We start from the raw sequence: 25,657 nt of genomic DNA, 5'->3' as shown, positions 1-25,657 counted from the left end.
AACCGAGGTCATCCAGGCGGCCTCGTGCGGCGCTCGACGGTCCCCACACCGTGGGGACCGTCCTTCGCAGGGCCACGTCATCGTGAACAACGCCGGTTACGCCCTGATCGGCAAGATCGGTGACCTCGGTCTTAGTTCTTCGAGACCTGAGCTGCGTCGTTCTTCTCAGCCCGATGCACGCTCCTGGCTGGAGTCTGGCGCTCGACAAGGGTGCTTCGTACGTGACGTTCAGGGTGTCAGGGACCGGTCGCGCTCCTCGTCCAGGGCGACCTTCTGCCCGCCGTAGGCGGCGGACATCCGGGCCCGTAGCCTGCCGAGAGGGCTGCGCAGGCGTGCGGGCGGGACGCCGGAACCGTTGTGGGCGGTGAGCACCGGCACGGCTTCCTTGCCGCGCAGGTGCGCCTCGATGTCCTCGCTCAGCGGTGCGTGCGGTTCGGTGAACGCGCCGCTGGGCAGGCGCTTGATCACGCCGGTGGGCACACCGTGTCCGATGAGTTCGGCGTCGGAGCGTTGCAGGCCGAGGCAGATCCGGTAGGTGATGAGGTAGGCGAGCACGGGTCCGGCGATCACCAGGACGCGTCCGGCGTAGGTGGTGGCGTTCAGGCTGATGTGGAAGGTGGACGCGATCTCGTCGTTGGCTCCCAGCAGCCACAGCACGCCGTAGAAGACGATGGCGGTCATGCCGATCGAGGTGCGGTGCGGGTTGTTGCGGGGGCGCTCCAGGATGTGGTGCTCACGCTTGTCGCCGGTGATCCACTGTTCGATGAACGGGTAGAGCAGCATCCCGGTGAGGATGACGCCCAGCGGCACCAGCGCCGGGACGACCACGCTCAACGGCACCGTGCCCGCCTGCCCGGTGCCGAAAAGGTTGACCTCCCAGGCGGGCATCAGGCGCAGCGCGCCCTCCAGGAAGCCCAGGTAGAAGTCGGGCTGGGAGCCGGCCGAGATGTCGGCCGGACTGTAAGGGCCGTACAGCCACACGGGGTTGATCTGGGCGAGGGTGGCCATCCCCGCCACCGCGCCGAGGGTGAACAGGAAGAACGCACTGGTCTTGGCCATGAACGACGGATACAGCGGAGCGCCCATCACATTCGTACGGGTGCGGCCCTTGCCCGGCATCTGCGTGTGTTTCTGCACCCACATCAGCACCAGATGCGCAGATATCAACGCCAGCAACGCCCCAGGAATCAGCAGGACGTGCAGCGAGTAGAACCGGGAGACGACGTCCTCGCCCGGATACTCGCCGCCGAACAACAAGAAGGTCACGAACGTACCGACCAGTGGCAGCGACATCAGCACGCCCTGGGTGACCCGCAGGCCGGCACCCGACAGCAGATCATCCGGCAGTGAATAGCCCGTCAACCCCGCCAGCAGGGCCAGCGCGAGCATCGTGACCCCGATGACCCAGGTGAGCTCGCGCGGCTTGCGGTAGGCGCCGGTGAAGAACACGCGCAGCGCGTGGACCATCATGCCGCCGATGAACACCAGCGCCGACCAGTGGTGGATCTGTCTGATGAGCAGCCCGCCGCGCACCTCGAAGCTGATCTCCAGCGTGGAGGCGTACGCCTCGGACATCACCACGCCCCTCAACGGCGCATAGACGCCGTCGTAGACCACGTGGCCCATGCTCGGCTTGAACCAGAACGTCAGGAACGTGCCGGTGAGCAGCAGGATGACGAACGAGTAGAGCGCGATCTCGCCCAGCAGGAAAGACCAGTGATCGGGGAAGATCTTGCGCAGGTTGCGGTTCAGGAAACGGGCCGCTCCCAGGCGATCGTCGAGGAACGATGATGTCCGGGCGATGCTGCTGGGGACCGCCTTTGGTCCGGTTTGCATGGGCGACTCCCTTTCTGTCCGCGTCATGACTAAGACGTCCAGGGGCGCGGAATTGTGACATCCGCGGAAGCCCTCCACAGCGGTGGGATGTCACATTCGCGGGGTGCCGTACGTCTTGGGAGTGACTGGCGCACGTTCGAACACGGCGAGGTGATCCATGGCGACGTCCACCGGCCCCGGCTCATGGCGGATCGCCCTGGAGGCGACCGAAGCGAGGCTGACAACGAGCAGGCAGCAGGGACTCTGGCTCCTGTACGCGCCGCCGCGCCTCGACGGCGCCTTCTACCTGCGGCCCAACACTGCCGCTCTGGCGGGATTCGCTCTGCGGCTCCCCTTGCCGTCGCACCGCGCCGAGCCGCCGGTGCTGCACTGGGAGTCGGCGGAACTCGACCGCGACGCACATGCATGGCTGCGATTCGGACGCCAGGCGGTGCGCTCACCCGTCTCGGTCGTGTGCGCCGAGATCCCCGGTGAGCGCCCATACGTGAAGATCGTCCTGGAGACGGTGTTCTCCTCGAGAAGCTTGCGCCTGCCCGCCTGGCTTCCGCCGCGGCCGGTGACGCTCAGGCTGTTCAGCGAGATCCGCCCCACGGACAGGTCTCCTGGCTAGAGCCAGGACCGGTTCTCCGTCCTGGGAGAGGGGAACCGGAGGGGTGGTCTCAAGCTCCTGGTCCCTCGGGACTGAGCCGGACCCCGAGGGACGCGAACAGCTCCAGCTGGTCGAAGTAGAACTGGTGGCTGACGATGAGGTCGCCGTCCATATCGGCCGTGCTGCACGCGCGCACCGCGACGCCTTGGCCGGTCGCATCGAGTGTGCCACCGCCGGGCATGAGGAAAGGGCCGAGGTGGGTGCCGGTCAGCGTCCATTGGTGCAGTGTCACGCTGCCATTGGTGATCTTTCTCCAGAGCGTGGCACGTGCGTCCGGGAAGCCTTCGAACATGTGCCCGTAGAAGGTGGCGATCTGCTCGTGCCCTTCGGCGACGCCTCCTGGGGCCACGAAAACCGCCTGCGGGCTGTAGAGCCGTAGTATTCCGTCCAGTGTGTGATCGTTGATGGCGTCGGTCAGCGCATCGCTGACCTGGCTGTCCTCTGACATCGCCCCTCCTCGGTCCAGATAACAGCGACGCTATCCAGTCATCGGCGCTGACCTCGGCAGCAGGACGACAGACACGCTCATCCTGGTCGGGCTCAGGAGGTGAGGATGCCGATTCCGTCGCCGAGCAGTTTCAGTCCGAGGACGAAGAACAGGGCGGCCATCACCGCGACGTTGTGCCGTGCCGCCCAGTTCTTCCAGCCGCCGAGCACGCTTCTGGCCCGGTCTCCGAGAAACAGGAAGACTGCGAGCGGGGCCAGGATCCCGAGTGAGCCGATGACCACGAAGGTCGCCAGGGATGCGATCTGTTGCCCGGTGGGAATCTCGGACGAGCTGATCGAGGCGGCGGCGGCGACGGTCAGGGAGGCGTTCTTGAGGTTGGCCGCCGACAGTGCGAGCCCGAGCCCGAGGACCTTCCCCGGGCTGAAGCGGTCCTGCTGCCGGTGGAGCGCACGATAGCCCTGCTGCACTGGTTCCGCCGCCTGCGCATCCGCTGGGAGATCCGCGACGACACCACGAAGCGTTCATGACCCTCGCCGCCGCGATCATCTGCTGGCGACGCCTCGGCCGATGAGTCCTTTGTCAGGACCTCTGAAAGGCCGGCAGAGGAGCGCTACTCAGCGGCCAGACACGCATTCAGGAATGGCTTTGGCCCCTCCGGGAACCGCAGGGGTTCGCCCATCGACTCCAGCGGCAGTGCCAGCGGCTTGTCCTCGTCCACTATCCACCCGGCGATGTGCCCGCACAGCTTCTTCCGCTCCTTGGACTGGGGCTTTCCGGCTTCACGTTCGAGATTGAAATGAGCCATGGAGATCGAGCCGAGGTTCTCGGCCACCTCGCTCGCCCGGATCTCCTGCCCCGAGGACCTCACAACGACGACCGGGTCGCCGCCCCGCATGACGACCACGCCTCCGACGATGCCGCCGACGAGCACCAAGGCGCCGATGGCGATCCCAACGGGGAGCATCCACTTCCGCGTTCTGACGGGTGGGGCCGGCGGGGCGCCCGGAGCGGCCGTCTGCTCGGTCCATCGCTTGCCGTCCCACTGGCGCAAGAATGGCTGACCACCAGGGTCCGGGTAGAAGCCGGGACCAGGCGGGCTTGGGTGGTGCGGTGGTCGCGGTCCATCCACTGGGTGTCCTGCCTTCCACTGCCATGAGCGTCGAAACAGGGACGATCTAGAACCACCCGCACGCTAGCAGCCGTCGAGAGCGCTCGTCTAACAAGATCCGCGAGATGTGAGGGACCGGCCCTCAGTGCTGTCCTCATCGCGGTGCAGAGCACGAACAAGCTCCCGCTCAACGCCCTTACGGTCGTCCAGCCGCTTGCGCCGTGCGGGGTGCCTCAGGAGCCGAGGTAGCGCAGGACGGCCAGGACCCGGCGGCTGTAGCCGGTGGTGTGGGAGAGGGACAGCTTGTCGAACAGGGCGTTGACGTGCTTTTCCACCGCACTCTGTGACACGTGCAGCGCCTGGGCGATCGAGGCGTTGGTCATGCCCTGCGCCATCAGCTCCAGCACCTCGCGCTCCCGGCCGGTCAGCCGGGCCAGGGGGTCGGCGTGGCTGGTGCGGGCCAGGAGTTGCCGCACCACCTCCGGGTCGAAGGCCGCGCCCCCGGCGCCCACCCGCTCCAGCGCGTCCAGGAAGTCGCCGACCTGCGCCACCCGGTCCTTGAGCAGGTAGCCGACGCCGTCCACGTCCCCGCTCATCAGCTCGGTGGCGTACTTCTTCTCCACGTACTGCGACAACACCAGCACCTTGACGCGCGGCCAGCGGCGCCTGATCTCCAGTGCGGCGCGCAGGCCCTCGTCGGTGTGCGTGGGCGGCATCCGTACGTCCACCACGACCGCGTCGGGCTCCTCCGCCGCGACCGCCTCGACCAGCGCCTCGCCGTCGCCGACGGCGGCGAGGACGTCGTGGCCCTCCTCGTCGAGCAGCCGTACCAGGCCCTCACGCAGCAGTGTGGAGTCCTCGGCCAGGATCACCCGCACGGCAGCTCTGCCGTGATCGTGGTGGGCCCGCCGACGGGGCTGGTCACGGTGAAACGGCCGTCCAGCGCGGCGACCCGCCGCGCCAGCCCCGACAGGCCGCCGCCCGCCGCGTCCGCCCCACCTGCTCCATCGTCGTGTACGCGCACGACGACCATTGTGTCGTGTTCGCGAACCTCGACGGTGACTGCGGTGGCCCCGGCATGCTTGGCCGCGTTGGTCACCGCCTCGCTGGCCACGAAGTACGACACCGTCTCCACCGCCATCGGCGGGCGCGCGGACAGCTCGCACACGACCTTGACCGGGATGCTCGAGCGCTCGGCCACGCCGGCCAGCGCGTCGGCGAGCCCGAGTGAGTCCAGCCCCGACGGGTAGACCCGCCAGGCCACCTCGCGCAGCTCACCCAGTGCCTGCTGCGCCTGCTCGTGTACCTGCGCGAGCAGTTCGGGCCGTCCCCGGCGAGCCCGTCCGACCAGCATGGACAGTGCCACCAGCCGCTGCTGCAGTCCGTCGTGCAGGTCCCGTTCGATCCGGCGCCGCTCCGCGTCGACCGCCGCCAGCACGCCCGCGCGGCTTTCGGCCAGCTCGGTGATGCGGCGCCGCAGTGCTTCGGTGGGGTCGGGGCCGAGCATGCGTTGCGCCAGCCGCCGCTCCAGCGCGTCCGCGCCCACCAAGCCCGACAGGTTCAGGAAGAGCAGAACGGCCCCTGCGAGGGCGGCGTAGACCAGCAGCGGCGCGGTAGGCAGCATGCCGTCGAATGGCAGCCCCCTGCCCCAGGACCAGGCCAGAACTCCGGCCACCCCGATGCCGCAACCGAGCAGGACGACTGTCAGGCCGCCGAGAACGCCTACCGGCAGTCTGGCCGCCAGGTAACGCAGTTCCCGCCCGTCCGCGCGAACCGCATCGAGGCCCAGGGCGGCGGGGTCGAGTCGCAGGCGGCGGGCCTCGAGCACGGCCAGCCGCCGCGCCGCCTCCCGCACCGTGCTCCGGCGGGCGAACGCCAGCGCCGGCAGGAGGAAGACGAGGCTGAGCAGGGCGGTGACGGTTCCGAGGATCACCGCCCCCAGCACTTGCAGCCCCTTAGCCACGGAGCGCATGCCGCCCCTTGCGCCGCTCGCCCAGCCTGACCCCCACGAAGACGAGCACGGCCAGCAGGACCAGGGCGATGACCATGTCGGTGCCCATCCCGACGTAGGTTTCGACCAGCGACCAGTTCTCGCCCAGGGCGTAGCCGGCCAGGACGAAGATCGTGTTCCAGATGAGGCTGCCGGCCGTGGTCAGCAGGGTGAAGACACCCAGCGGCATGCGTTCCACCCCGGCCGGGATCGAGATCATGCTGCGGAAGATGGGGACCATACCCGCGCCCGGCGCTCCGAGCATCTCCATCAGTTCGATCAGCCAATCCGTCATGCCTCAAAGGCTATGAACGATCGCCCTATGTCCGGAATGAGGCGCATGGCCGGTTCGGGGCTGCGGAAAACCGCAGGTGCGGGCGGGTGGGCGCCTCATTCCGCCGGATCGCGGCCCGGCCTACCGTTCCAGGTCATGATCGGAAAGTTGTTCGACGTCCCGCGGCGACTGCCGGCCGGGCCGGCCGCCCTGCTCACCCTGATCGCGGTCATCATGCTGTCCGCCATGGCCGACAGCACTATGCAACCCCTGCCGGCCACCGCCCCGGGCGAGCAGTTCAGCGCCGAGCGCGCGCTGGCTCACCTGAAGCGGTTCGCCGCCGAACCGCGGCCCATCGGCAGCGCGGCGAGCGACCGGGCCAGGGACTACCTGGCGCGGCGACTACGCGCGGCAGGACTGCAGGTCGAGATCCAGCGCTCGGTCGGCACCCGGTCCGCGGCCGGGCTGGCGACGTTCGGCCAGGTCGACAACATCGTGGGCCGGCTGCCGGGAACGGGCTCCACCGGCACCGTGCTCATCGCCGCGCACTACGACTCCGCGGCCACGGGGCCGGGCGCCTCCGACGACGGCGCCGCCGTGGCCGCGATGATCGAGACCGTCCGGGCACTGCGCGCCGGTCCCGGCTCGCGTAACGACATCGTGCTGCTCATGTCGGACGGCGAGGAGGACGGCGTGCTCGGCGCCGAGGCCTTCGTCCGCGAACACCCCCTGGGCAAGGCCGGAGGCGTGCTGCTGAACTGGGAGGCCCGCGGGGTCAGCGGCCCCTCGTTGTTGTTCGAGACCTCCACGAACAACGCCCGCCTGGTCGAGACCTTCGTCAACGCCGTCCCCGCGCCGCGCGGTCACTCCGCCATGGTGGAGCTGTATCGGCTGCTGCCGAACAACACCGACTTCACCCCGCTGACCAAGGCCGGCTTCACCGGCATGAACTTCGCCTACATCCAGCGTTCCTCGCTGTATCACACGGCGAGCGACTCCATCGCCAACCTCAACCGGGGCAGCCTGCAACACCACGGCGGCAACATGCTGACACTGGCGCGCGCCCTCGGCGACGCGGACCTGCGGACGGTGACCTCCGATCACGACGTCACCTATTTCCGCGCGCTCGGCACCATGATCACGTATCCGGACAAGCTCGTCTGGCCGCTGGCGGTGCTGGCCGTCGTCGCGGTGGCGGGCCTGGCGCTGCTGGCTCGCGTCAGGCGGCTGCTGAGCCTGCCCCGGCTGATCGCGGCGACGGTCTCGGCCGTGGCGCCGCTGGTGGTGTCGGCCGCACTGGCGCAGGGGCTGTGGGAACTGCTGGTGGCCTGGCGGCCCGCCTACGACCTGATGGGCGGGCTGCTGCATCGCCCGCGTCCGTACCAGGCGGCGATCGCGGTCCTGTGCGCGCTGGCGGTCCTCGGCTGGTATCTGGTGCTGCGCCGCAGGCTCGGCCCGGCGGCGCTGGCGGTCGGGGCGCTGACCTGGCTCGCCGGGCTGGGCGTGCTGTGCGCCCAGGTCGCTCCCGGGGCCTCGTTCCTGTTCGCCCTGCCGGCGCTGATGGGCGCGCTCGGCTGGCTGGCCGCAGTCCTGCTCCGCACGCCTGCCTGGGCGCGGACGGTCGTGGCGATGCTGGGTCCGATCACGGCCGCGATGCTGCTGCCGTCCCTGGCCGGAAACGTCTTCGACGGGATGGGACTGGCGCTCGGCGGGGCGAGCGCGCTGGTGCTGGCGCTGTTCGGGCTGATCGTGGTGCCGCTCGTGGAACTGTTCCTGCCCGATCTCGCCACCCGGCAGAAACGTGCCGCCGTCCTCGCCGTACCGTGTACGGCCCTACTCCTCGCGGTGGGGCTGGTCGCCGCCGGGTTGGTGGGGGACGACTTCGACGCCGGCAGGCCGCAGCGGACACATCTGGCGTACGTCATGGACGCCGACACCCGCACCGCCCACTGGGTCAGCGCCGACGCGGACCCGGCGCGGTGGACCAGGCGGTACGTGTCCGGCCACGACACCTCCGCGCTGCCGGCCGGGTACGCGCGGGGCACGCTGCGGACGGGGCCCGCCCCGGCGATCACCGCCGACGGCCCGCGAGCCGCAGTCCTTGCCCATAGCGGGGACCTGCTCAAGCTGCACGTGACAGCGGGGAAGGGCGCGCGCTCGGTGACGCTGAGGCTCGACCAGCCGATCACCCACGCCACCGCGTCGGCCGGCCGGTACGGATCGGTGAGCGTGTCCGTCACCGGTACGCGAGCCGGCACCTGGCCCGCAGAGATCCGCTTCCGCGGCATCCCCGCCCAGGGAGTCCAGATCACCGTGCGCGTAGCGGATGCGGACCGGATTCGCCTCACCGCCATCGCCGAGACAGACGGGCTGACCGCGGTGCCGGGCTTCGTCCCCAGACCCCCTGACCTGGTCGCCGCCACCAGAGAGGACGGCGACCTCACCGCGGTCACCCGCAGTTACACCCTGACCAGCGCCCCCCGGAGAGGCGGAAGCCGGAGGCTTACGTCGGCGACGGGCCTGACATAGCCTCGCGTCATGGAGCGTCGATCCCCGCTGATTACGCATATCTCATGGGGCCGGATGGTGGTCGAAGGTCTCGGCGAGGGCAAGGACTTCAAGCTCTACCCCGGCGGTGGACGTCCCTGGGACTGGAACGAGAGCGGCACCAGGCACCAGCCCGGTATCCAGCCCGCGGACGTACAGGAGCTGCTCGACCACGGCAGCCAAGTGATCATCCTCTCCCGTGGCATGCAACTGGTCCTGGAGACGTGCCCCGAGACTCTGGACCTCCTGAAGGGGAAAGGCATCGAGGTCCACGTGGAGGAGACGACCGCCGCCGTCCAGCGGTACAACTCGCTCGCCGGGACCACCCCGATCGGCGGCCTGTTCCACTCCACCTGCTGACCAGTACCGCCTCAGGGCTTCGTGATGGACAGCAGCAGGACGAGTCCGGCCAGGCGCCACCGGATCCGGGGCGACATGGCCGGCAGCCGGGTGATCACTGCTCCTCCTTGAGCCGTTCGAAGACGAGCTGGGTGCGATGGACGGCGCGCACGCCGTACACCTGGGAGATCAGTTCGGGGGTGAGGACCTGTTCGGGAGGGCCGCCGGCGACGATGCGGCCGGCGTTCATGACGTAGAGGCGGTCGCAGAAGGCGGCGGCCTGGTTGAGGTCGTGGAGCACGGCCAGGGTGGCGATGCCCAACTCGGTGCCCAGGTCGCGCACCAGGTGCAGGATCTCCAGCTGGTGGCGGACGTCGAGGTGGGAGGTGGGCTCGTCCAGCAGGAGCAGGCGGGTCTGCTGGGCGAGGGCGCGGGCGAGGAGGACGCGTTGTTTCTCGCCGCCGGACAGGGTGGCGAAGACGCGCTCAGTCGCGCCGGCCAGGCCGACGCGGTCCAGCGCCCGCGCGCACAGTTCCTCGTCGGCGGCGGCGTCGGGCTTGTACGGGGTGCGGCCCATGAGGACGATCTCGGCCACCGTGAAGTCCAGGTCCGCAGGGGTTTCCTGGGCGACGACGGCGGTTCGCCGGGCGGCCTGGCGAGTCGGGAGCCGGTGCACGTCGTCGCCGTCCACGGTGATGAGCCCGGCGGCGGGGCGCAGGGCCCGGTAGATCGTCCGGAGGAGGGTGGACTTGCCGCAGCCGTTCGGCCCGACCAGGGCGACGAACTCGCCGTCGGCCACCAGGAGGTCGGCCTCGTGCACGATCGGGTGGCCGTCGAGCGCGACGGCCACGCCTCGCAGGTCGAGCTTCACGTGACGCTCACCGCCCGGTCCACGGAGCGGCGGCGCAGCAGCCACAGGAAGAACGGCACGCCGAACAGGGCCGTGACGATGCTGAGCGCCAGCTCCTGCGGTGCGTTGACGGTGCGGGCGGCGACGTCCACGAGCTGGAGGAACACGGCTCCGAGCAGGGCTGTGACGGGCAGCACGCGGCGGTGGTCGGCGCCGACGAGCAGCCGGGCGGTGTGCGGCACGATCAGGCCGACGAACGCGATCGCGCCGCTGGTGGCCACCAGCACGCCGACCAGCAGCGAGGTCAGCACGAACAGGCTCAGGCGGAACCGGTTCACGTTCACCCCGAGCGAGATGGCGGTCTCCTCCCCGGCGGCCAGCGCGTTCAGCGGGCGGTGCTGCAGCAGCAGGTACGTCACCCCGACGGCGAGGACCACGGCCGGCAGCGGCAGCATGTGCCAGCGGGCGCCGCCGAGACTGCCCATCAGCCAGAACAGCACCTGCTGCGCGGCCCGGCCGCTCTGCGCCGCTTGCAGGACATAGCTGTAGGCGGCCTGGAACAGGTACGCCAGCGCCACCCCGGCCAGCACCAGCCGCGACGGGGTGATCCGCCCGGAACGCTGCGCCAGTGCGTACACCAGTCCCAAAGCCAGCAGGGAGCCGGCGAAGGCGGCGGCCGACAGCGACAGCCCACCCAGCGCCGAGGCGCCCAGGATCAGCACGAGCACCGCCCCGAACGAGGCGCCGGAGGAGACCCCGAGCAGGAACGGGTCCGCCAGCGGGTTGCGTACCAGCGCCTGCAGCACCGCCCCGACCACCGCCAGCCCGGCCCCGACCAGGAGCGCCAGCAGCGCCCTCGGCAGCCGGAACTCCCACACGATCTGCTCCTGCACCGGGGTCCAGGTGCGCGGCACCACGCCTGGGACGAGGCGGTCGGCGACGATGCCCCAGGCCTGGGGCAGGGCGACGTGCACCGCGCCGATGCTCACCGCCAGCCAGGTCGAGGCGACGACGGCGACGAGGAGCGCGACGACGAGCACGAGGAACCTGCTCGCGCGGCGACTCTTGGGTACGAGCCCGGTCTGTGCCGGGTGCTGCTGAGTTGTGCTGGTCACTGGGCGAAGGCGTCCGGGTGCAGGAAGCGGGCGATGTCGGCGATGGCCAAGATGTTGCGGTAGCCGGGGTGCTGGGCCGCCACGGGAAGCGCGAGGTAGCGCTGCTTTTCGGCGGCGGGGCTGTTCCTGGCGATCGCGAACGCCTCGGCGGCCTTGGCCGGCGAGCTCGGCATGTCCTCGCCGCGCAGGGTGGCGTAGTCGCTGATCAGGACCGCGTCAGGCAGGGCGGCGCTGATCTTCTCGGCGCTGACCTCGGTGTAGTCGCCCTTGACGTCGGCCAGCGCGTTCACGCCGCCGGCCAGGGCGATCATCTGGTTGGTGATCCCGGAGCCGCCGTAGGCGTTGACCGGGCCCTTGCCGCCGTCGGTGGCCAGCACCTTGACCGGAGTCCGGCCTTCGACGCGCTTCTTCACGTCGGCCAGCTGCCCCTGCAGCTCGCTGACCAGCTTCTCGGCCCGGTCGGAGACGCCGAAGATCTTGCCGAGGTTGCGCAGGTCCGTGAAGGTGTCGTCGATGGTGAACTGCAGCACCTCCTCGGGACTGCACCAGCCGCCCAGGATGTACACCGGGGTGCCGGCCGAGTTCAGCTCCTCCACGGTGGCGTAACCGCCGGCGGCGTCGAAGCCGGCCATCGCGTTGTCCAGGACGAAGTCCGAGCCCCGGGCGAGCATGACCTCCTTCTGCGGCAGCATGATCGTCGGGGCGATCTCCGGGATCTTGTCGTACTGCTCCTTCTGCCCCGGCAGGAAGGCGCTTTCGGAGAAGTTCGTGCGCCCGGCGATCCGGTCGCCCAGGCCGAGGGCGAGCAGGGTCTCCAGGGAGGGGTGGTAGCCGGTCACCACCTTGGCGGGCGGCTCGTCGAAGGTGAGCGTGCGCCCGCAGTTCTCGACTGTGACGGGGAAGCCGGCCTGCGGCGCCGCCGCCTGTTCGGCCTCCTGGGCGACGGGAGCTTGTGAGCAGGCGGTCAGTGTCAGAGCCGCCACCAGGACCAGCAACCTTCTCATGATCCGGCTACCGCCTTCAGCAGCGCGCTGTCGCGAGCGGTCGGCATGGCTGGGGCGGTACGGGGCGGGCGGCTCATGTGGGTGAGTCTCCGGAGGTGAGAGGTCGAATGATCGCGATGCGAGAAACAGCTCCATTCTGCCCATAGGCCGCAATTGCCAGCAAATTGCATTAAGGCCCCGCCGGTAGTCCCGCACCATCTGGCCGGCGCGCCACAAATGGGGCATTCGCCCCATAGGTATCTCTCGGCCGGATCCTTGACCCTTGTCGCATGCCCGAGCGTGCTCCCGAAGACATAGACGACGACGAGCAGGATGCCGGCAGCGCACCGGCGCCGGAGCTCGATGACAGCTGGGTCGACGTATGAGGCGCGCCGCCCCGTCCTCCATCCCGCAAGAAGACAGGAACGCATCATGCGCAGAGTGTTAGTCGGAGCCGCCGTCACGGCACTGGTCGCCGGACTGCTCACACCAGCGACCGCGAGCGCCGCCGCCGAGGATGACGGCGACGTCGTCACCCCGGCCGGCGCCGGTGGCGGCGCGTGGAACGTCACCCTGATCACCGGTGACACGGTCGGTCTCACCCGGGACGGCAGTGGCCGCTACACCGCGACCCCCAAGGCCGTCCGCCGCCAGGACGGCAGCACCCCGATCTTCCGGAGCGAGGCGAGCCCGGAAGGGATCTTCGTCATCCCGGACGACGCGCGGCCCGCCATCGAGGCAGGGGTCCTGGAGCGCCGCCTGTTCGACGTGCGGTACCTCGCGACCAACGGCTTCGCCGACGACGCGGCCAAGCAGCTGCCGCTGATCGTGCAGTACCAGGGCAGCGCTCCGCAGGCCTCGGTCGCGGCCACCGCTCAGGCCCTGCCCGCGAGCACCGCCCAGCTGTCGCTGCCCAGCATCCACGGCGCCGCAGTGGCCGTGGACAAGGACAGCGCGCTGGACTTCTGGTCCACCCTGCGCGGCCAGAGCGCCGCGACACCGGAGAAGCCGCTCAAGTCGCTGACCGGCGGCATCGGCAAGGTGTGGCTGGACGCCAAGGTCAAGGTCGACCTCGCGGAGAGCGTGCCGCTGATCGGCGCGCCGGAGGCGTGGAAGGCCGGCCTCGACGGCTCCGGCACCACCGTCGCCGTCCTCGACACCGGCGTCGACGCCGCCCACCCCGACCTGGCCGGGAAGATCGCCACCAGCCGCAGCTTCGTTCCCGACCAGGAAATGGCCGACGGCCACGGTCACGGCACCCACGTCGCCGCCACCGTCGCCGGATCCGGTGCCGGCTCTGACGGTTCCAGGAAGGGCGTCGCGCCCGGCGCCAAGCTCGCCATCGGCAAGGTCCTCGACAACGAGGGATCGGGTGACAGCTCCGCCATCATCGCCGGCATGGAGTGGGCCGTCGGTGAAGCCAAGGCGAAGATCGTCTCGATGAGCCTCGGCGGTGACGCCACCGACGGCACGGACGTGCTCTCGCAGGCCGTCAACGAGCTCAGCGAGTCGACCGGCGCGCTGTTCGTGATCGCCGCCGGCAACTCAGGGCCCGAAAGGGAGACCGTCGGCACGCCCGGCGCCGCGGCGTCGGCGCTGACCGTGGCCGCCACCGACAAGTCCGACGCGCTGGCGGGCTTCTCCAGCCGGGGGCCGCGCGTCAACGACGGCGCGCTCAAGCCGGACATCGCCGCACCGGGTGTGGACATCGTCGCCGCCCGCGCGGCCGGCACCGAACTGGGCACCCCCGTCGACGACCTCTACACCTCGCTCTCGGGCACCTCCATGGCCACCCCGCACGTCGCCGGGGCCGCGGCCATCCTCGCCCAGGAACACCCCGACTGGCGCGGCGAACGGCTCAAGGCGGCGCTCATGTCGACCGCCAAGGACGCCGGGCACACCGTCTACCAGCAGGGCGCCGGCCGGGTCGACGTGGCCCGGGCCGTCTCCCAGAAAGTGATCGCCACCACCCCCAACGCCGACTTCGGTTACATCCCGGTCGACCAGAACGACACCGTGGACAAGACCGTCACCTACGCCAACGGCGGCGACGCCGAGGTGACCCTGACCCTCGACGCCGCCATGAAGGACACGGCGGACACGCTGACGCTCAGCGCCCCCACGGTGACCGTCCCGGCGGGCGGGACCGCCGAGGTCACCGTCACCCTGCACCCGGACGGTCTCGTCAGGGGCACCTACACCGGCGCCCTGGTGGCCACCGACGCCTCGGGCACGCACGTCACCACCCCGATCGGCCTGGTACGCGGGCCCAAGCGGGTCCCGCTGACCGTCCGCGCCATCAACAGGAACGGTCAGGCCCCGGGTTCCATCGAGTTCTTCACCGGGGTGAGCTCGGTCGACGTCCCCGACATCTACGGCGTTCGCGGGGCCATCTACATAGGTGACGGCGCCTACCGGTACATGGTCGAGCCCGGCACCTACTCCGTCTCGGCCGGCATCGTGCACCAGTCGCCCGACGGCGCGACCGGCCCGGTCGCCACGCTGCTGAATCCCGAGGTCGTCGTGCCGGAGGACGGGCTCGAGGTCACCCTGGACGCCCGCAAGGCCGTCCTCCTGCGCTACGAGACCCCGAAGCCGATCGACCTGAGGCACGCTGCCGGCGCCCTCACGTATGTGCGCACGGCATGGGACGGCAGCCCGGTGACCTCGGGGGAGATGGGCAACATCACCATCGGAGACCGGTACGTCTCCCCCACCCAGAAGGTCACCAAGGGGAAGTTCCTGTTCTCGACCCGGCTCACCGCGATCAACGAGCAGGTGGCCGTGCGCGCCGTGGCCCCGCAGAAGTACTCCATCGCATCCGTGACCAACGAGTACTTCGACAAGGGACAGAGCCTTGGTGAGGAGGATGTCCCCTTCCCTGCGGGGACAAGCCGCCACAAGCTGGCCTACGTCGGCGCCGCCAGCCCCGAGGAGATCGGCGCCACCGACCTTCGCGGGAAGCTCGCGCTGCTCGTCGTCGGCACGACCGGGTACTGCCAGATCCACATCGACCGCGTCCAGCAGTTGAAGGCCGCCGGCGCCGTGGGCATCGTGCTGTTCGCCGACGACTCGACCACCCCCTGCTACATCCCCGTCTCGAATCATGGATCCGGCAAGACGGAGCTCCCGTCGGTGCAGATCTCCAGGACGGCCGCGGAGAAGCTGCGTACCCAGCTGGCCCGCGGCCCCGTCACCCTGGAGATCACCAGCACTCCCGACATCGACTACACCTACCAGCTGCAGGAGTACGAGGAAGGCAAGATCCCCGCCAGCCTCACCTACCGCTACTCCCAGAACCGGCTGCGGACCGTGGACACCGACTTCCACATTCCGGACGGTCCTGGCCTGCAGACCGAGACCTGGCACAGCTTCAAGCCCCTGGAGATGGTGTCGTTCTCGACGGCCTTCGGCTTCACCGGACCTGCCGAGCGGCCCGAGTACTTCAGCGGGTTCTCCGCGGACACGCTCCGGTTGGGCACCGTGAGCACCGGCACCGACAGGGACCTCAAGATCGTCACGACGATCGAGAAGCCCGGCAGGCAGACGCGGAACTGGGGGGCGGGCGTGTTCACCCCCGGAAGCCTGATCATGCCCTCGCTGCCCGGGAGCGGCTACCGGCTGGAATGCCCGATGTGCCGGGCCGGCGATATCTTCATGGCCTCCTTCAGCCTCGTGAACGGCAACGGACAGCAGGGACGAGAGAACGTCTACTTCAGCGCCTTCGCGAAGTTGTACAAGGACGGCAAGGAGCTCCCGCGCTACCAGGGCAACATCTATCCGCTGTACAACCTGCCGAAGGAGGAAGGCGTCTACCGGCTCGAACAGACTGCCGCCGGCAACACCAACGTGTGGACGTTCCGGTCCAAGGGCCGGGCGAAGGACACCGTCACCGGCACCCACATCTGCCTGAGCCTGCCGCAGATGACCGGCCCGTGCGGGCCCCAGCCGCTGGTGTTCGTCGGCTACGACCTCGGGGACACCCAGGCGCTGGACAACAGCGTCCAGGCCGGGCGCCGGCACACGTTCGACATCGACGTGAACCACGCGCCGTCCACCGAGAAGTTGCCGGCCATCGCCGGGCTGAAGCTCTCCTTCAGCACCGATGACGGCCAGACCTGGAAGAACGCGTCGGTCAAGAAGGGCAGGGACGGCGTGTACACCACCACGCTCACCTACCCTGAGCTCGCCAGGACCAAGGGCGCCGTCAGCCTCAAGGCCGAGGCATGGGACGCCGGCGGCAACAAGGTCGAGCAGACCACTACCCGGGCGTTCACGCTGAGGTAGGCCCACCGCGGAGATGCCGGGAGCGCACCGCGCTCCCGGCATCCTCGTGTCTCAAAGACTCGGGTACGCAATGACAGCACGACGATGTTCGGTGCGAATCCGGCGGCGGCCATGGACAGCGCCAACGCCGTGGCCAGCAATGGCAGCCGACGCTCCAGGCTGAGCCGCCATGACACGGCGCCGTAGGCGAGACCGCCGACAGCGCTTCCGGCGGCCAGTGCGGCCTCGACCCACGCGACGGCGGCGAGCTGCGCGTACTGTTCGGCGAACGCGACCATGAGCAGGCTCAGCGAGCCCAGGCCCATGCCCACGCCGGCGGTGACCAGAACAGGCCGGCGCAGGCCGGCGATGCCGGCGAGCAGACCTTCGGTTCGCTCGCCTGAGGATGGCTCGGGATCGCTATAGGAGCTCTTCGGCGACGGTGTCGAGAGAGTAGGCCGCCCCCCGGGGCTGCCGTGGGGTTCGTACCCGGCTGGCACGGAGAGTAATTAGTCCCTGCGAAGACTCACGCCTTCCCGCGGCGTGGGGACACGGCCGTGCGCCTGCACTCGTCTCGCGGATGCCAGGACAACTCGGGGGATCGTGCCGCCGTTGCGGCGGAAGTCCGCCCTTCAGGTTGGAATGTGCGGAAGGTATGGTGAGGGATTGTGACATCGTTTCGGATCAGCGAGGCTGCCGCACTGCTCGGGGTCAGCGCTGACACCGTCCGCCGCTGGGTGGACGCGGGAAGGCTGGCGGCCGGGCGGGACGAGCATGGTCATCGGCGGGTGAACGGCGCGGATCTGGCGGCGTTCGCCCGGTCCCAGGTCGAGGCGGTCGGCGATGGCGGCCGCTCGTCGGCGCGCAACCGTTTTCGCGGGATCGTGACCGAGGTGATCCGGGATTCGGTGATGGCGCAGGTGGAGCTCGCCGCGGGGCCGTTCCGGGTGGTGTCGCTGATGAGCCGTCAGGCCGCCGACGAGCTGGGTCTGGAAGTGGGGGTGGTGGCCGTCGCGGTGATCAAGTCCACCAACGTCGTCGTCGAGATCCCCGGTCACGAGCGCGTGGCCGGGGTCTTGTGAGGAGCCCTTGGTGTTCAGGCGTCTTTCCCGATGGACGATCGCCCTGCCCGTCGCGCTCGCCGTCGCCGGACTGTCCGGTTGCGGCTCGGACGCACCGGCCGCCTCCGGTGGGGCCGAGGAGGTGACGGTCTTCGCGGCGGCGTCGCTGACCGGTACGTTCACCGAACTCGGCAAGGCTTTCGAGGCAGCCCACCCCGGCACGACGGTGCGGTTCAATTTCGGCTCCAGCGCGACGTTGGCGCAGCAGATTGTCCAGGGGGCTCCGGCCGATGTGTTCGCCGCTGCCAGCCCGGCCACCATGAAGACGGTCACGGACGCCTCGCCGGCGAGTTCGCCGACGACCTTCGCGCGCAACAAGCTGCAGATCGCCGCGCCGAAGGACAACCCGGCCAAGGTGGACGAGCTCAAGGACCTGACCGATCCCAAGGTGAAGGTCGCGCTCTGCGCCGAGCAGGTGCCGTGCGGGGCGGCGGCGGTCAAGGCGCTGGACGCGGCGGGGCTGAAGGTCACCCCGGTCACCTTGGAGCAGGACGTCAAGGCCACGCTGACCAAGGTCGAGCTGGGCGAGGTGGACGCCGCTCTGGTCTACAGGACCGACGTGATCGCCTCGGCAGGCAAGGTGCAGGGCATCGCCTTCCCCGAGGCGGACCAGGCGGTCAACGACTACCCGATCGCCACCCTGGCCAAGGCGCCCGCCGGTGACCTGGCCAAGCGGTTCGTCGACCTGGTGCTGTCGCAGCAGGGCAAGGACGTGCTGACCAAGGCCGGCTTCGAGACGCCCTGAGCCCGATGGCCATCTCTGAGCGTGCGCACCGACAGGACCCGCCAGGCGGGTCCACCTCACCCCGCCAGGTGTCCGGACGCCTGCCCTGGATGCTGGTGCTGCCTGCCGTGCTGGGGCTGGTGTTCCTGGTGCTGCCGCTGGCCGGGCTGCTGGTCCGCGCCCCCTGGCCGACGCTGCTCCAGCGGCTGGCCGAGCCGCAGGTGCTGGAGGCGCTGCGGCTGTCGCTGGTGTGCGCCAGCGTGGCCACGGTCGTGTGCCTGCTGCTCGGCGTGCCGCTGGCCTGGCTGCTGGCCCGGGTGTCCTTCCCCGGGCGGCGGGTGGTGCGGGCTCTGGTGACGGTGCCGCTGGTGCTGCCGCCGGTGGTGGGCGGCGTGGCGTTGCTGCTGGTGCTCGGCCGGCGGGGGCTGGTCGGGCAGTGGCTGGAGTCCACGTTCGGGATCACGCTGCCGTTCACCACCGCAGGCGTGATCATCGCCGAGGCGTTCGTGGCGATGCCGTTCCTGGTGATCAGCGTCGAGGGGGCGTTGCGGGGCGCCGACCAGCGGTTCGAGGAGGCGGCCGCCACGCTGGGCGCATCCCGCTGGACCGTCTTCCGTAGGGTCACGCTGCCGCTCATCATGCCCGGCGTCGTGGCCGGGGCGGTGCTGTGCTGGGCGCGGGCGCTCGGCGAGTTCGGCGCCACGATCACGTTCGCGGGCAACTTTCCCGGCACGACCCGCACGATGCCGCTGGCCGTCTATCTGGCACTGGAGACCGAGCCGGAGGCGGCCATCGTGCTCAGCCTCGTCCTGCTCGCCGTCTCCGTGATCATCCTGGCCAGCCTGCGCGACCGGTGGGTGAACTCGCCGTGACGCTCCACGCCCGCCTGGCCGTCACCCGGGGCGCCTTCGCCCTCGACATCACCCTGGAGGTCGCCCCGGGCGAGGTCGTCGCGCTGCTCGGCCCCAACGGCGCGGGCAAGACCACCGCGCTGCGCGCTCTGGCCGGGCTCACCGCCGTGACCGGCGGGCAGATCACCCTGGACGGCCGGCCGTTGCACACCCTGCCCCCCGAGCAGCGGCCGATCGGCATGGTCTTCCAGGACTACCTGCTCTTCCCGCACCTGTCCGCCCTGGACAACGTGGCCTTCGGACCACGCTGCCAGGGTGTCTCCAAGGCCGAGGCCCGCCGCACGGCCGCCGCCCTCCTGGAACGCGTCGGCCTGGCCGACCGGGCCGCGGCCAGGCCCCGCCAGCTGTCCGGCGGCCAGGCCCAGCGGGTCGCGCTCGCCCGCGCCCTGGCCGTACGGCCCCGGCTGCTGCTGCTCGACGAGCCGCTGGCCGCCCTCGACGCGCACACCCGCCTGGAGGTCCGCTCCCAGCTGCGCCGCCACCTGGCCGACTTCGACGGCGCCACCGTGCTGGTCACCCACGATCCGCTGGACGCCATGGTGCTGGCCGACCGGCTGATCGTCATCGAGAACGGCGGCATCGTCCAGCAGGGCGCCCCCGCCGAGGTGGCCCGCAACCCGCGCACCGAGTACGTCGCCCGCCTGGTCGGCCTCAACCTGTATCGCGGCCTGGCCGACGGAGCGCGGGTCAAGGTCGGCGAGCTGCTGTTCAGCACCTCCGAACAGCTGGCAGGGCCCGCGTTCGTCGCCTTCCCGCCCGCCGCGGTGGCGCTCTATCGCACCCGCCCCGACGGCAGCCCGCGCAACCTGTGGCAGGCCACGATCGAGGGCCTCGAACGCCACGGCGACAACGTACGGGTCCACCTCGACGGCCCGATCACCGCGTTCGCCGACATCACCCCGGCCGCCGTCGCCGACCTCGACCTGACGCCCGGCCAGACGATCTGGGCGTCGGTCAAGGCGACCGAGACCCACGCCTACCCGTCATGACCTCCCGCGCGGCGAGCGGTCTACGGCGTCCGGGTGGTGTAGGAGTGGGCTCCGGCGCCCGCCAGCCCGCCACCGTGGGCGATCAGATACTCCTCGCGGATCGGCGTGCCGTCCAGCCACGATTCGAGGATCTCGCGCGTACCGGCGGCGTAGCGGGTCTGGGCGGACAGCGAGGAGCCGGAGATGTGCGGGGTCATGCCGTGGTGCGGCATGCTCCGCCACGGGTGGTCGGCCGGTGCGGGCTGGGGATACCAGACGTCGCCCGCGTAGCCGGCGAGCTGCCCGCTCTCCAGGGCCCGGACGATCGCGTCGCGGTCGGCGATCTTGGCGCGCGCGGTGTTGACGAGGTACGCGCCCCGCTTCATCGTGGCGAGGAGCTTGTCGTCGAACAGCCCCTCGGTCTGCGGGTGCAGCGGCGCGTTGACGGTGACCACGTCGCAGACCGGGACCATCGCGGCGGCGTCCTCGTGGAAGGTGAGGCCGAGCTCCTCCTCGACCTCGCGCGGCAGCCGGTGCTTGTCGGTGTAGTGCAGGCGCACATCGAACGGCTTGAGCCGGCGCAGCACGGCCAGCCCGATGCGGCCGGCGGCGACGGTGCCGACGTGCATGCCCTCGACGTCGTACGAGCGACTGACGCAGTCGGCGATGTTCCAGTCGCCATCCAGCACCGTCTGGTGGGCGGGCAGGTAGTTGCGCACGAGGGACAGGATCATCATCACCGCGTGCTCGGCGACGCTGATGCTGTTGCAGTAGGTGACCTCGGCGACCGTGATGTCGCGGGCGATGGCGGCGTCCAGGTCGACATGATCGGAGCCGATGCCCGCGGTGATGGCCAGCTTCAGCTTCGGCGCCCGGGCGATGCGCTCGTCCGTCAGGTACGCGGGCCAGAAGGGCTGGGAGATCACCACGTCGGCCTCGGGCAGCTCGCGGTCGAAGACCGAGCCGTCGCCGTCCTTGTCCGAGGTCACCACGAGGGTGTGGCCGCGCTCCTCCAGGAAGCGGCGCAGGCCCAACTCGCCCGAGACGCTGCCAGCTCGCCGTCCGACGGTGTCAGCAGCAGGTAGCGCTCCTCGTACAACGGGCTCGCATGCACCTCGCCTTCGCTGAGGTCCTCCTCGTCGTCGAGATACGTCATCGCCATGTCGATCTCGAACTCGGCCAGCTGCCGACGGATCTCTCGGGACGACAGGGAGGTCAGCAACACCCGGACGTGCGGGTACCGCTCGCAGAACGGCGTGGTCAGCAGCGAGGCGGCGGTCAGGGCGGTCGGGATCGCGCCCAGGCGCAGCGTCCCGGACAGCCCCTCGCGCATCCGGGACAGGTCCTGCCGCAGGGCGTCGGCGTCGGCGAGGATGCGGTGCGCCCAGAGCAGCACCCGCTCGCCCTCCGGGGTCAACCCGGCGAACCGCTGCCCGCGGAGGACGAGCGGCACGTCGAGCTCGCGTTCGAGCTTGCGGATGGCCGCCGACAGCGACGGCTGAGAGACGTGACAGGCCGCGGCGGCCCGGCCGAAATGCCGCTCTCGGGCCAGGGCGACCAGATACTCCAACTGGCGCAACAGCACGCCACAGGATGACCCGGCCGCTCACCCCCCCGTCCATCCCCAGCCTGTGGACGACCGGTACGTGCCCCGGGCTACGTGCTGATCAGGGGGTGGCCCTCCTACGCAGGACCAAGCCCTGGAAGAGCACACAGTTTGTTCCTGGCCTGCGTTCAACCAGTCCTGCCGGTGACCTGTATGGAGGCGCCGCCGGCCTCTTCTCCACCGATCCGGCGCGCGAACGGCTGCGGGTCCTCGCCGAGCCGGGCACCGACGTCGAGAGCCAGAACTGGCGGGACATCGGCTCGGCGGGCGCGGAGGTCCAGGTCGGCCGGCGGGAGGCGTACGTCCTGACCGGAGACCGCTCGGAGATCCTCCGCTGGTCCCGCGACACCGGCGCCTGGCGCCGCATCGGCGGCCCCGATCAGACTCTGACGGTGGGGCCGCCTCGGTAGCCGGCGTGGGACCGACGCGCCCGACTCAGTCGATGACCGCGGTGGCTTCGACCTCGACCAGGAGGTCGGGTTCGCCCAGTGCCGCGACACCCAGCAGCGTGATCGGCTTGACCGGGTCGACCCCCAACGCCGCGGCCGCCCGTGCGACCCCCTCGCCCAGCAGTGGCAGCTTGTCGGGTGTCCAGTCGACGATGTAGATCGTGAGCTTGGCCACGTCGTCGAAGGACCCGCCGGCCGCGGCCAGGGCAGTGGCGATATTGAGGTAGGACTGCTCGACCTGAGCCGCCAGGTCTCCCTCCCCGACTCGTCCTCCCTCGGCGTCGCGGGCGACCTGGCCCGCCAGGAACACCAGCTTCGAGCCGGTGGCGATGGACATCTGGCGGTAGACATCGGGCTTCGGCAGCCCGTCGGGGTTGACCAGCGTCACGGTCATGTCCGCTCCTTGGGATCGGCACCGGTGAGTCCGGCAATCTCCTAAAGCATAGCAATGTTATGTATTGTGGCGCTATGGCGAGAACGAAAGACCCGACGATCCGCTCCCTGCTGATCAACCGAGCCGCACAGATGCTCGGCGCCCGGGAGCCGATCACGCTCCGCTCGCTGGTCGCCGGCACCGGCCTGTCGACGATGGCCGTCTACACCTACTTCGGCGGCATGGACGGCCTGTGGAAAGCGGTGCGGCAGGAAGGGTTCACCCGCCTGGCGGCCAGGCTGGACGAGGTGTCACCGTCCGCGGATCCGGTGCGGGATCTGGCAGCCCTCGGCGCCGCCTACCTGTCCAACGCCCTGGCCGAACCCGACCTCTACAGGACCATGTTCGACGCCGGCTTCGAGCTGGAGGACGCCGCGGCCGCGGATGAGGCGCTGCACCGTCTGGTCCACGCCGTCGAACGGGCCAAGGCCGCCGGCCGCTTCGACCACGGCGTCGACCCGCTGGAGCTGGCGACGCAGAGCTGGACCATCGGTCATGGCCTGGCATCGCTGATCGTCATAGGGCCCTTGCCACGCCAAGCGCTGGCGCATGGCGTGCCAATGCTTACCGCGCTCTTCACCAGCGCGGGCGACGACCCCGGCCGATGCCGCCGGTCGGTCGAACGCGGATGGCGCCCGTGACCGGCAACCCACGCCTCCCGGCGCCCGTGGACGGCTTGATGATCGGAGTCCGGAGAGAGGGGGATAAGGTCATCGGGTGAGCGAGGAAGCCGGGGACGCCATGGATCTCGTTCTCGAGCAGTGGCGACGCGAACGGCCCGACCTGGATCTTTCCGCCCTGGGAGTGTTCGGGCGCATCGCCCGGCTCACGCGGGTCGTCGAAGCGGCGGTGGAAGAGGTCTTCGAACGGCACGGGCTCCGGCAGGGCGAATTCGATGTGCTGTCGGCGCTACGCAGGACCGGCCCGCCGTACACCATGATTCCCTCGGAGCTGTCGGCCGCGCTGATGATGTCACGGGCCGGCATGACCAACCGGCTGGACCGGCTGGAGGCGGCCGGGCTGGTCGAGCGGAGCCTGGATCCGGCCGATCGCCGCAGCTTCCGCATCGCTCTCACCGCCAGGGGCCGCGAAGTGATCGACGAGACGCTCACCGAGCACGCGGCCAACCTGGCCAGGATCTCCGCGGGGCTGGATCGGGAGGATGCCGCGACGCTCACCCGGATCGTGCGCGGCCTCCTCGACACCCTCGCCTGACGCGAGAACTAAAGCGTGTCCCGTGGATCATCAGGCTTGAGGCCCAGAAGTTCGGGCCTGTCCGCTCGGATTCGCCATTCGTGGTCGGGATCGGCGATCAGGCGGCGTGTCTTGAGGTTGAGCAGTCCACTCACGTGGCTGACTTGGGCGGCCACGGTGCCGTTCAGATGCCGTCGTCGCGGATCTCCAGCCAGTCGCCACGGACCCAACCACCCGCCGCTTGGGGGGAGAAGCCGTGCTTGCGGAACAAGGCACTCGCCTCGGCTCTTGTCAGGCCCCGCTGTCCCCATTCGGAGATGAGTGCGCGATGCCGGGTCTCTGCTGGAGGTTCGGCTCCGTCGGCGGAGATCGAGATCTACAGGACACGTCCTACCGGGACTGGCGGACGCCGCGGCGCCATACCTCGGTGATGGCGCGCGTGGCGGTGATGTCCCGTGTCGGGTCGCCGTCCACCAGCACGAGGTCGGCGCGCAGCCCCGGAGCGATCCGGCCGCGGTCGGCCAGCCCGAAGTGCCGGGCGGGAAGGCTGGTGGCTGCGGCCAGCGCCTCCTCGGCGCTCAGCCCGGCCTGGGTGAGCATGAGCAGCTCGCGGTGCATGCTGGCCCCGTGCAGCGGGGCGAAGAAGTTCGCGTCGGTCCCGGCCAGCAGGGGAACCCCTGCCCGGTGCAGGGTCCGGGCCGTGTGCAGCGCGTTGGCGACGCCTTCAGGGTGGACGGGCACGGCCGAATAGTCCCTGTCGATGGCCGCCCTGGCCTGCTCGGCCAGCCGTGCGGCGATGCGCTCGTCGCGCACCAGCTCCACCCCGGCCGGGTCCTGGGTGATCGCTTCGATGTACGTGAGGGTGCTGACCACGAACACCCCGTACGCCGCGGCCCGCGCCGCCAGCTCTGCCACGGCCGGGTCGTCGGGCCCGGCGTCGTGGAAGACGTGCGCCAGCCCGTCGATGCCCGCGTCCAGCGCGATGGCGGCGTCGTGCGTGGTCGCCACGTGCGCGATGGTCCTCAACCCCGCCGCATGCCCGGCCTCGACGAGGGCGGCGACCACGTCCGGGCCGAGCACGGGCAGGTCGAGCCCGCCGGTCGAACCGTTGTCGATCACGATCTTCAGGTAGTCGATCCCCTCGGCCGTCCGGGCCGCCACGAACGCCTTGGCCTGCCCGGCATCGGCGACCGTGTCGAAGGGGCCGACGGCATCGCCCAGCCATTCGAGCCCGTCCGCCTCGGCGGCCATGATCTGGCTCGGGTGGCCGTCGGGCGCGGTGGCGAGGACTCCCGAACTGCGGATGTCGGCCACGTCGTCGTGCTCGGCGGCCAGTCGGCGCTGCCTGGCCAGGTTGGAGGGCAGGCAGAACATGTCGAGCTCGGTGGTGACTCCGAAGGTCAGCGCCTGGGCGAGCATGCCGTCGGAGACGTGGGTGTGCGCGTCGATCAGCCCGGGGAGCAGGGTCCTGCCCGAGCCGTCGACCTCCACGTCCGCGCGCTGCCCGTCAGGCTCGGCGATCCGGTCGTCGACGATGAGCACGTCCGTCCGGGGCAGGGCGCGCTCGCCGTCGAAGACCTGGACGTCGCGGATCAATGTACGCATGCTGCCTCTCCTCGCTTAAAAGTAGTTCGATGCACGATAGTACGACATCTAACTATCTGAAGCGAGTCGCCCGCCCCGGCGGCCTTGACCGGGAGCGGTTGGACTGAGCCGTCGATGTCGGAGACGCTCAGGGGGCCGACAGAGCGGACGGCATACGGCCGTCGGGCGAGGTGACGGTGACCGCGTTGAAGCCGGGGGCGCTGCCATGAGCACCTTGCCGTCGGGGCTGTCAGGCGTCGGC

Annotated in this window: 25 protein-coding genes and 1 pseudogene; 11 read left to right on the top strand and 15 right to left on the bottom strand. The window is 70.2% G+C overall.

Translation table 11 applies throughout. The features are described from left to right. Positions 1-228 precede the first annotated feature (228 nt). The gene (gene qcrB / locus V5E28_RS21090; RefSeq protein WP_336208690.1) at positions 229-1,836 is read right to left on the bottom strand and encodes a cytochrome bc1 complex cytochrome b subunit; all 1,608 of its coding nucleotides are present in this window, start codon (positions 1,834-1,836) and stop codon (positions 229-231) included. Positions 1,837-1,993: 157 nt separating this feature from the next. Between qcrB and V5E28_RS21085 the strand changes: the two genes are divergently transcribed. Continuing rightward, positions 1,994-2,446, top strand: coding sequence for a hypothetical protein (locus V5E28_RS21085; protein ID WP_336208689.1), 453 nt, complete (start codon positions 1,994-1,996; stop codon positions 2,444-2,446). 49 nt (positions 2,447-2,495) lie between these two features. Here V5E28_RS21085 and V5E28_RS21080 read toward each other — a convergent pair whose 3' ends face one another. The 7 genes and pseudogenes from V5E28_RS21080 to V5E28_RS21055 all read right to left on the bottom strand — a co-directional run bounded on the left by V5E28_RS21080 (position 2,496) and on the right by V5E28_RS21055 (position 6,326). Then, the gene (locus tag V5E28_RS21080) at positions 2,496-2,933 is read right to left on the bottom strand and encodes an ester cyclase (RefSeq protein WP_336208688.1); all 438 of its coding nucleotides are present in this window, start codon (positions 2,931-2,933) and stop codon (positions 2,496-2,498) included. 92 nt (positions 2,934-3,025) lie between these two features. Then, the gene (locus tag V5E28_RS21075; RefSeq protein ID WP_336208687.1) at positions 3,026-3,400 is read right to left on the bottom strand and encodes a GAP family protein; all 375 of its coding nucleotides are present in this window, start codon (positions 3,398-3,400) and stop codon (positions 3,026-3,028) included. A 143-nt stretch (positions 3,401-3,543) separates the two neighbouring features. Further along, a complete protein-coding gene (locus V5E28_RS21070) occupies positions 3,544-3,897 on the bottom strand; it encodes a hypothetical protein (protein WP_336208686.1) in 354 nt (117 codons plus the stop codon). Between the two features lie 36 nt (positions 3,898-3,933). Continuing rightward, positions 3,934-4,062, bottom strand: a pseudogene (locus V5E28_RS49575) (DUF2510 domain-containing protein); the annotation flags it as partial. A 212-nt stretch (positions 4,063-4,274) separates the two neighbouring features. Continuing rightward, positions 4,275-4,919 carry a response regulator transcription factor gene (locus V5E28_RS21065; RefSeq protein WP_336208685.1) on the bottom strand — a complete coding sequence of 215 codons (645 nt, stop codon included), beginning with the start codon at positions 4,917-4,919 and terminating at the stop codon, positions 4,275-4,277. Continuing rightward, complete coding sequence (locus V5E28_RS21060; protein ID WP_336208683.1) at positions 4,910-6,013, bottom strand: sensor histidine kinase; 1,104 nt, start codon at positions 6,011-6,013, stop codon at positions 4,910-4,912. The genes V5E28_RS21065 and V5E28_RS21060 overlap by 10 nt, the downstream gene beginning before the upstream one ends. After that, the gene (locus V5E28_RS21055; protein WP_336208682.1) at positions 5,997-6,326 is read right to left on the bottom strand and encodes a DedA family protein; all 330 of its coding nucleotides are present in this window, start codon (positions 6,324-6,326) and stop codon (positions 5,997-5,999) included. Before V5E28_RS21055 ends, V5E28_RS21060 begins: the two co-directional genes overlap by 17 nt. Positions 6,327-6,461: 135 nt before the next feature. On the opposite strand from V5E28_RS21055, the gene V5E28_RS21050 reads away from it, so the two are divergent. Beyond that, entirely contained in the window at positions 6,462-8,834 is a 2,373-nt protein-coding gene (locus V5E28_RS21050; protein ID WP_336208681.1) for a M28 family peptidase, read from the top strand. A 9-nt stretch (positions 8,835-8,843) separates the two neighbouring features. After that, a complete protein-coding gene (locus V5E28_RS21045) occupies positions 8,844-9,212 on the top strand; it encodes an Mth938-like domain-containing protein (RefSeq protein WP_336208680.1) in 369 nt (122 codons plus the stop codon). 94 nt (positions 9,213-9,306) lie between these two features. Here the strand turns inward: V5E28_RS21045 and V5E28_RS21040 are convergent, their stop codons facing one another. Genes V5E28_RS21040 through V5E28_RS21030 form a run of 3 tightly spaced genes read right to left on the bottom strand, consistent with a single transcriptional unit; the run spans position 9,307 to position 12,160 of the window. Next, on the bottom strand, positions 9,307-10,062 hold the full coding sequence (locus V5E28_RS21040; RefSeq protein ID WP_336208678.1) for an ABC transporter ATP-binding protein: 756 nt from the start codon (positions 10,060-10,062) through the stop codon (positions 9,307-9,309). Then, entirely contained in the window at positions 10,059-11,156 is a 1,098-nt protein-coding gene (locus tag V5E28_RS21035; RefSeq protein WP_336208677.1) for a FecCD family ABC transporter permease, read from the bottom strand. The genes V5E28_RS21040 and V5E28_RS21035 overlap by 4 nt, the downstream gene beginning before the upstream one ends. After that, positions 11,153-12,160, bottom strand: a complete 1,008-nt coding sequence (locus tag V5E28_RS21030) for an ABC transporter substrate-binding protein (RefSeq protein ID WP_336208675.1) — start codon at positions 12,158-12,160, stop codon at positions 11,153-11,155. The genes V5E28_RS21035 and V5E28_RS21030 overlap by 4 nt, the downstream gene beginning before the upstream one ends. A 411-nt stretch (positions 12,161-12,571) precedes the next feature. Here V5E28_RS21030 and V5E28_RS21025 point away from each other — a divergent pair, with 411 nt between their 5' ends. The 5 genes from V5E28_RS21025 (at position 12,572) to V5E28_RS21005 (ending at position 20,150) form a co-directional block, all read left to right on the top strand. Continuing rightward, positions 12,572-16,426, top strand: a complete 3,855-nt coding sequence (locus tag V5E28_RS21025; RefSeq protein WP_336208674.1) for a S8 family peptidase — start codon at positions 12,572-12,574, stop codon at positions 16,424-16,426. A gap of 647 nt (positions 16,427-17,073) precedes the next feature. Further along, a complete protein-coding gene (locus V5E28_RS21020; RefSeq protein ID WP_336208673.1) occupies positions 17,074-17,487 on the top strand; it encodes a TOBE domain-containing protein in 414 nt (137 codons plus the stop codon). A gap of 10 nt (positions 17,488-17,497) precedes the next feature. Beyond that, entirely contained in the window at positions 17,498-18,271 is a 774-nt protein-coding gene (gene modA, locus V5E28_RS21015; RefSeq protein ID WP_442945847.1) for a molybdate ABC transporter substrate-binding protein, read from the top strand. Positions 18,272-18,276: 5 nt separating this feature from the next. Then, entirely contained in the window at positions 18,277-19,122 is an 846-nt protein-coding gene (locus V5E28_RS21010) for an ABC transporter permease (protein WP_442945846.1), read from the top strand. Next, positions 19,104-20,150: an ABC transporter ATP-binding protein gene (locus tag V5E28_RS21005; protein WP_336208671.1), complete on the top strand. Its 1,047-nt coding sequence runs from the start codon at positions 19,104-19,106 to the stop codon at positions 20,148-20,150. Before V5E28_RS21010 ends, V5E28_RS21005 begins: the two co-directional genes overlap by 19 nt. A gap of 20 nt (positions 20,151-20,170) precedes the next feature. On the opposite strand, the gene V5E28_RS21000 is transcribed toward V5E28_RS21005, so the two are convergent. Both V5E28_RS21000 and V5E28_RS20995 read right to left on the bottom strand, forming a co-directional pair. Next, positions 20,171-21,163, bottom strand: coding sequence for an NAD-dependent formate dehydrogenase (locus tag V5E28_RS21000; protein ID WP_336208669.1), 993 nt, complete (start codon positions 21,161-21,163; stop codon positions 20,171-20,173). Beyond that, on the bottom strand, positions 21,115-21,714 hold the full coding sequence (locus V5E28_RS20995) for a LysR family transcriptional regulator (protein ID WP_336208667.1): 600 nt from the start codon (positions 21,712-21,714) through the stop codon (positions 21,115-21,117). Before V5E28_RS20995 ends, V5E28_RS21000 begins: the two co-directional genes overlap by 49 nt. 89 nt (positions 21,715-21,803) lie before the next feature. Here V5E28_RS20995 and V5E28_RS20990 point away from each other — a divergent pair, with 89 nt between their 5' ends. After that, positions 21,804-22,145 carry a hypothetical protein gene (locus V5E28_RS20990; RefSeq protein WP_336208666.1) on the top strand — a complete coding sequence of 114 codons (342 nt, stop codon included), beginning with the start codon at positions 21,804-21,806 and terminating at the stop codon, positions 22,143-22,145. Between the two features lie 25 nt (positions 22,146-22,170). Here V5E28_RS20990 and V5E28_RS20985 read toward each other — a convergent pair whose 3' ends face one another. After that, a complete protein-coding gene (locus V5E28_RS20985; protein ID WP_336208665.1) occupies positions 22,171-22,578 on the bottom strand; it encodes a RidA family protein in 408 nt (135 codons plus the stop codon). Between the two features lie 74 nt (positions 22,579-22,652). Here V5E28_RS20985 and V5E28_RS20980 point away from each other — a divergent pair, with 74 nt between their 5' ends. Continuing rightward, positions 22,653-23,258, top strand: coding sequence for a TetR/AcrR family transcriptional regulator (locus V5E28_RS20980; RefSeq protein WP_336208664.1), 606 nt, complete (start codon positions 22,653-22,655; stop codon positions 23,256-23,258). Positions 23,259-23,334: 76 nt separating this feature from the next. Continuing rightward, positions 23,335-23,832: a MarR family winged helix-turn-helix transcriptional regulator gene (locus V5E28_RS20975; protein ID WP_336208663.1), complete on the top strand. Its 498-nt coding sequence runs from the start codon at positions 23,335-23,337 to the stop codon at positions 23,830-23,832. A gap of 369 nt (positions 23,833-24,201) precedes the next feature. Here the strand turns inward: V5E28_RS20975 and V5E28_RS20970 are convergent, their stop codons facing one another. Continuing rightward, complete coding sequence (locus tag V5E28_RS20970) at positions 24,202-25,416, bottom strand: amidohydrolase family protein (RefSeq protein ID WP_336208662.1); 1,215 nt, start codon at positions 25,414-25,416, stop codon at positions 24,202-24,204. Positions 25,417-25,657: the final 241 nt, after the last annotated feature.

The organism is Nonomuraea sp. LPB2021202275-12-8, from assembly GCF_037044575.1.
Taxonomy (GTDB): domain Bacteria; phylum Actinomycetota; class Actinomycetes; order Streptosporangiales; family Streptosporangiaceae; genus Nonomuraea.
This window is presented reverse-complemented; position numbering and strand designations above follow the sequence as displayed.

Excerpts from the sequence above, each read along its gene's own strand:
- V5E28_RS20970 (WP_336208662.1), bottom strand. The coding sequence starts at position 25,416 with ATGCGTACATTGATCCGCGACGTCCAGGTCTTCGACGGCGAGCGCGCC.
- qcrB (WP_336208690.1), bottom strand. The coding sequence starts at position 1,836 with ATGCAAACCGGACCAAAGGCGGTCCCCAGCAGCATCGCCCGGACATCA.
- V5E28_RS21060 (WP_336208683.1), bottom strand. The coding sequence starts at position 6,013 with ATGCGCTCCGTGGCTAAGGGGCTGCAAGTGCTGGGGGCGGTGATCCTC.
- V5E28_RS21050 (WP_336208681.1), top strand. The coding sequence starts at position 6,462 with ATGATCGGAAAGTTGTTCGACGTCCCGCGGCGACTGCCGGCCGGGCCG.
- V5E28_RS21055 (WP_336208682.1), bottom strand. The coding sequence starts at position 6,326 with ATGACGGATTGGCTGATCGAACTGATGGAGATGCTCGGAGCGCCGGGC.
- V5E28_RS21010 (WP_442945846.1), top strand. The coding sequence starts at position 18,277 with ATGGCCATCTCTGAGCGTGCGCACCGACAGGACCCGCCAGGCGGGTCC.
- V5E28_RS21080 (WP_336208688.1), bottom strand. The coding sequence starts at position 2,933 with ATGTCAGAGGACAGCCAGGTCAGCGATGCGCTGACCGACGCCATCAAC.
- V5E28_RS20985 (WP_336208665.1), bottom strand. The coding sequence starts at position 22,578 with ATGACCGTGACGCTGGTCAACCCCGACGGGCTGCCGAAGCCCGATGTC.
- V5E28_RS21025 (WP_336208674.1), top strand. The coding sequence starts at position 12,572 with ATGCGCAGAGTGTTAGTCGGAGCCGCCGTCACGGCACTGGTCGCCGGA.
- V5E28_RS21070 (WP_336208686.1), bottom strand. The coding sequence starts at position 3,897 with ATGCTCCCCGTTGGGATCGCCATCGGCGCCTTGGTGCTCGTCGGCGGC.
- V5E28_RS20980 (WP_336208664.1), top strand. The coding sequence starts at position 22,653 with ATGGCGAGAACGAAAGACCCGACGATCCGCTCCCTGCTGATCAACCGA.
- V5E28_RS21030 (WP_336208675.1), bottom strand. The coding sequence starts at position 12,160 with ATGAGAAGGTTGCTGGTCCTGGTGGCGGCTCTGACACTGACCGCCTGC.
- V5E28_RS21045 (WP_336208680.1), top strand. The coding sequence starts at position 8,844 with ATGGAGCGTCGATCCCCGCTGATTACGCATATCTCATGGGGCCGGATG.
- V5E28_RS21085 (WP_336208689.1), top strand. The coding sequence starts at position 1,994 with ATGGCGACGTCCACCGGCCCCGGCTCATGGCGGATCGCCCTGGAGGCG.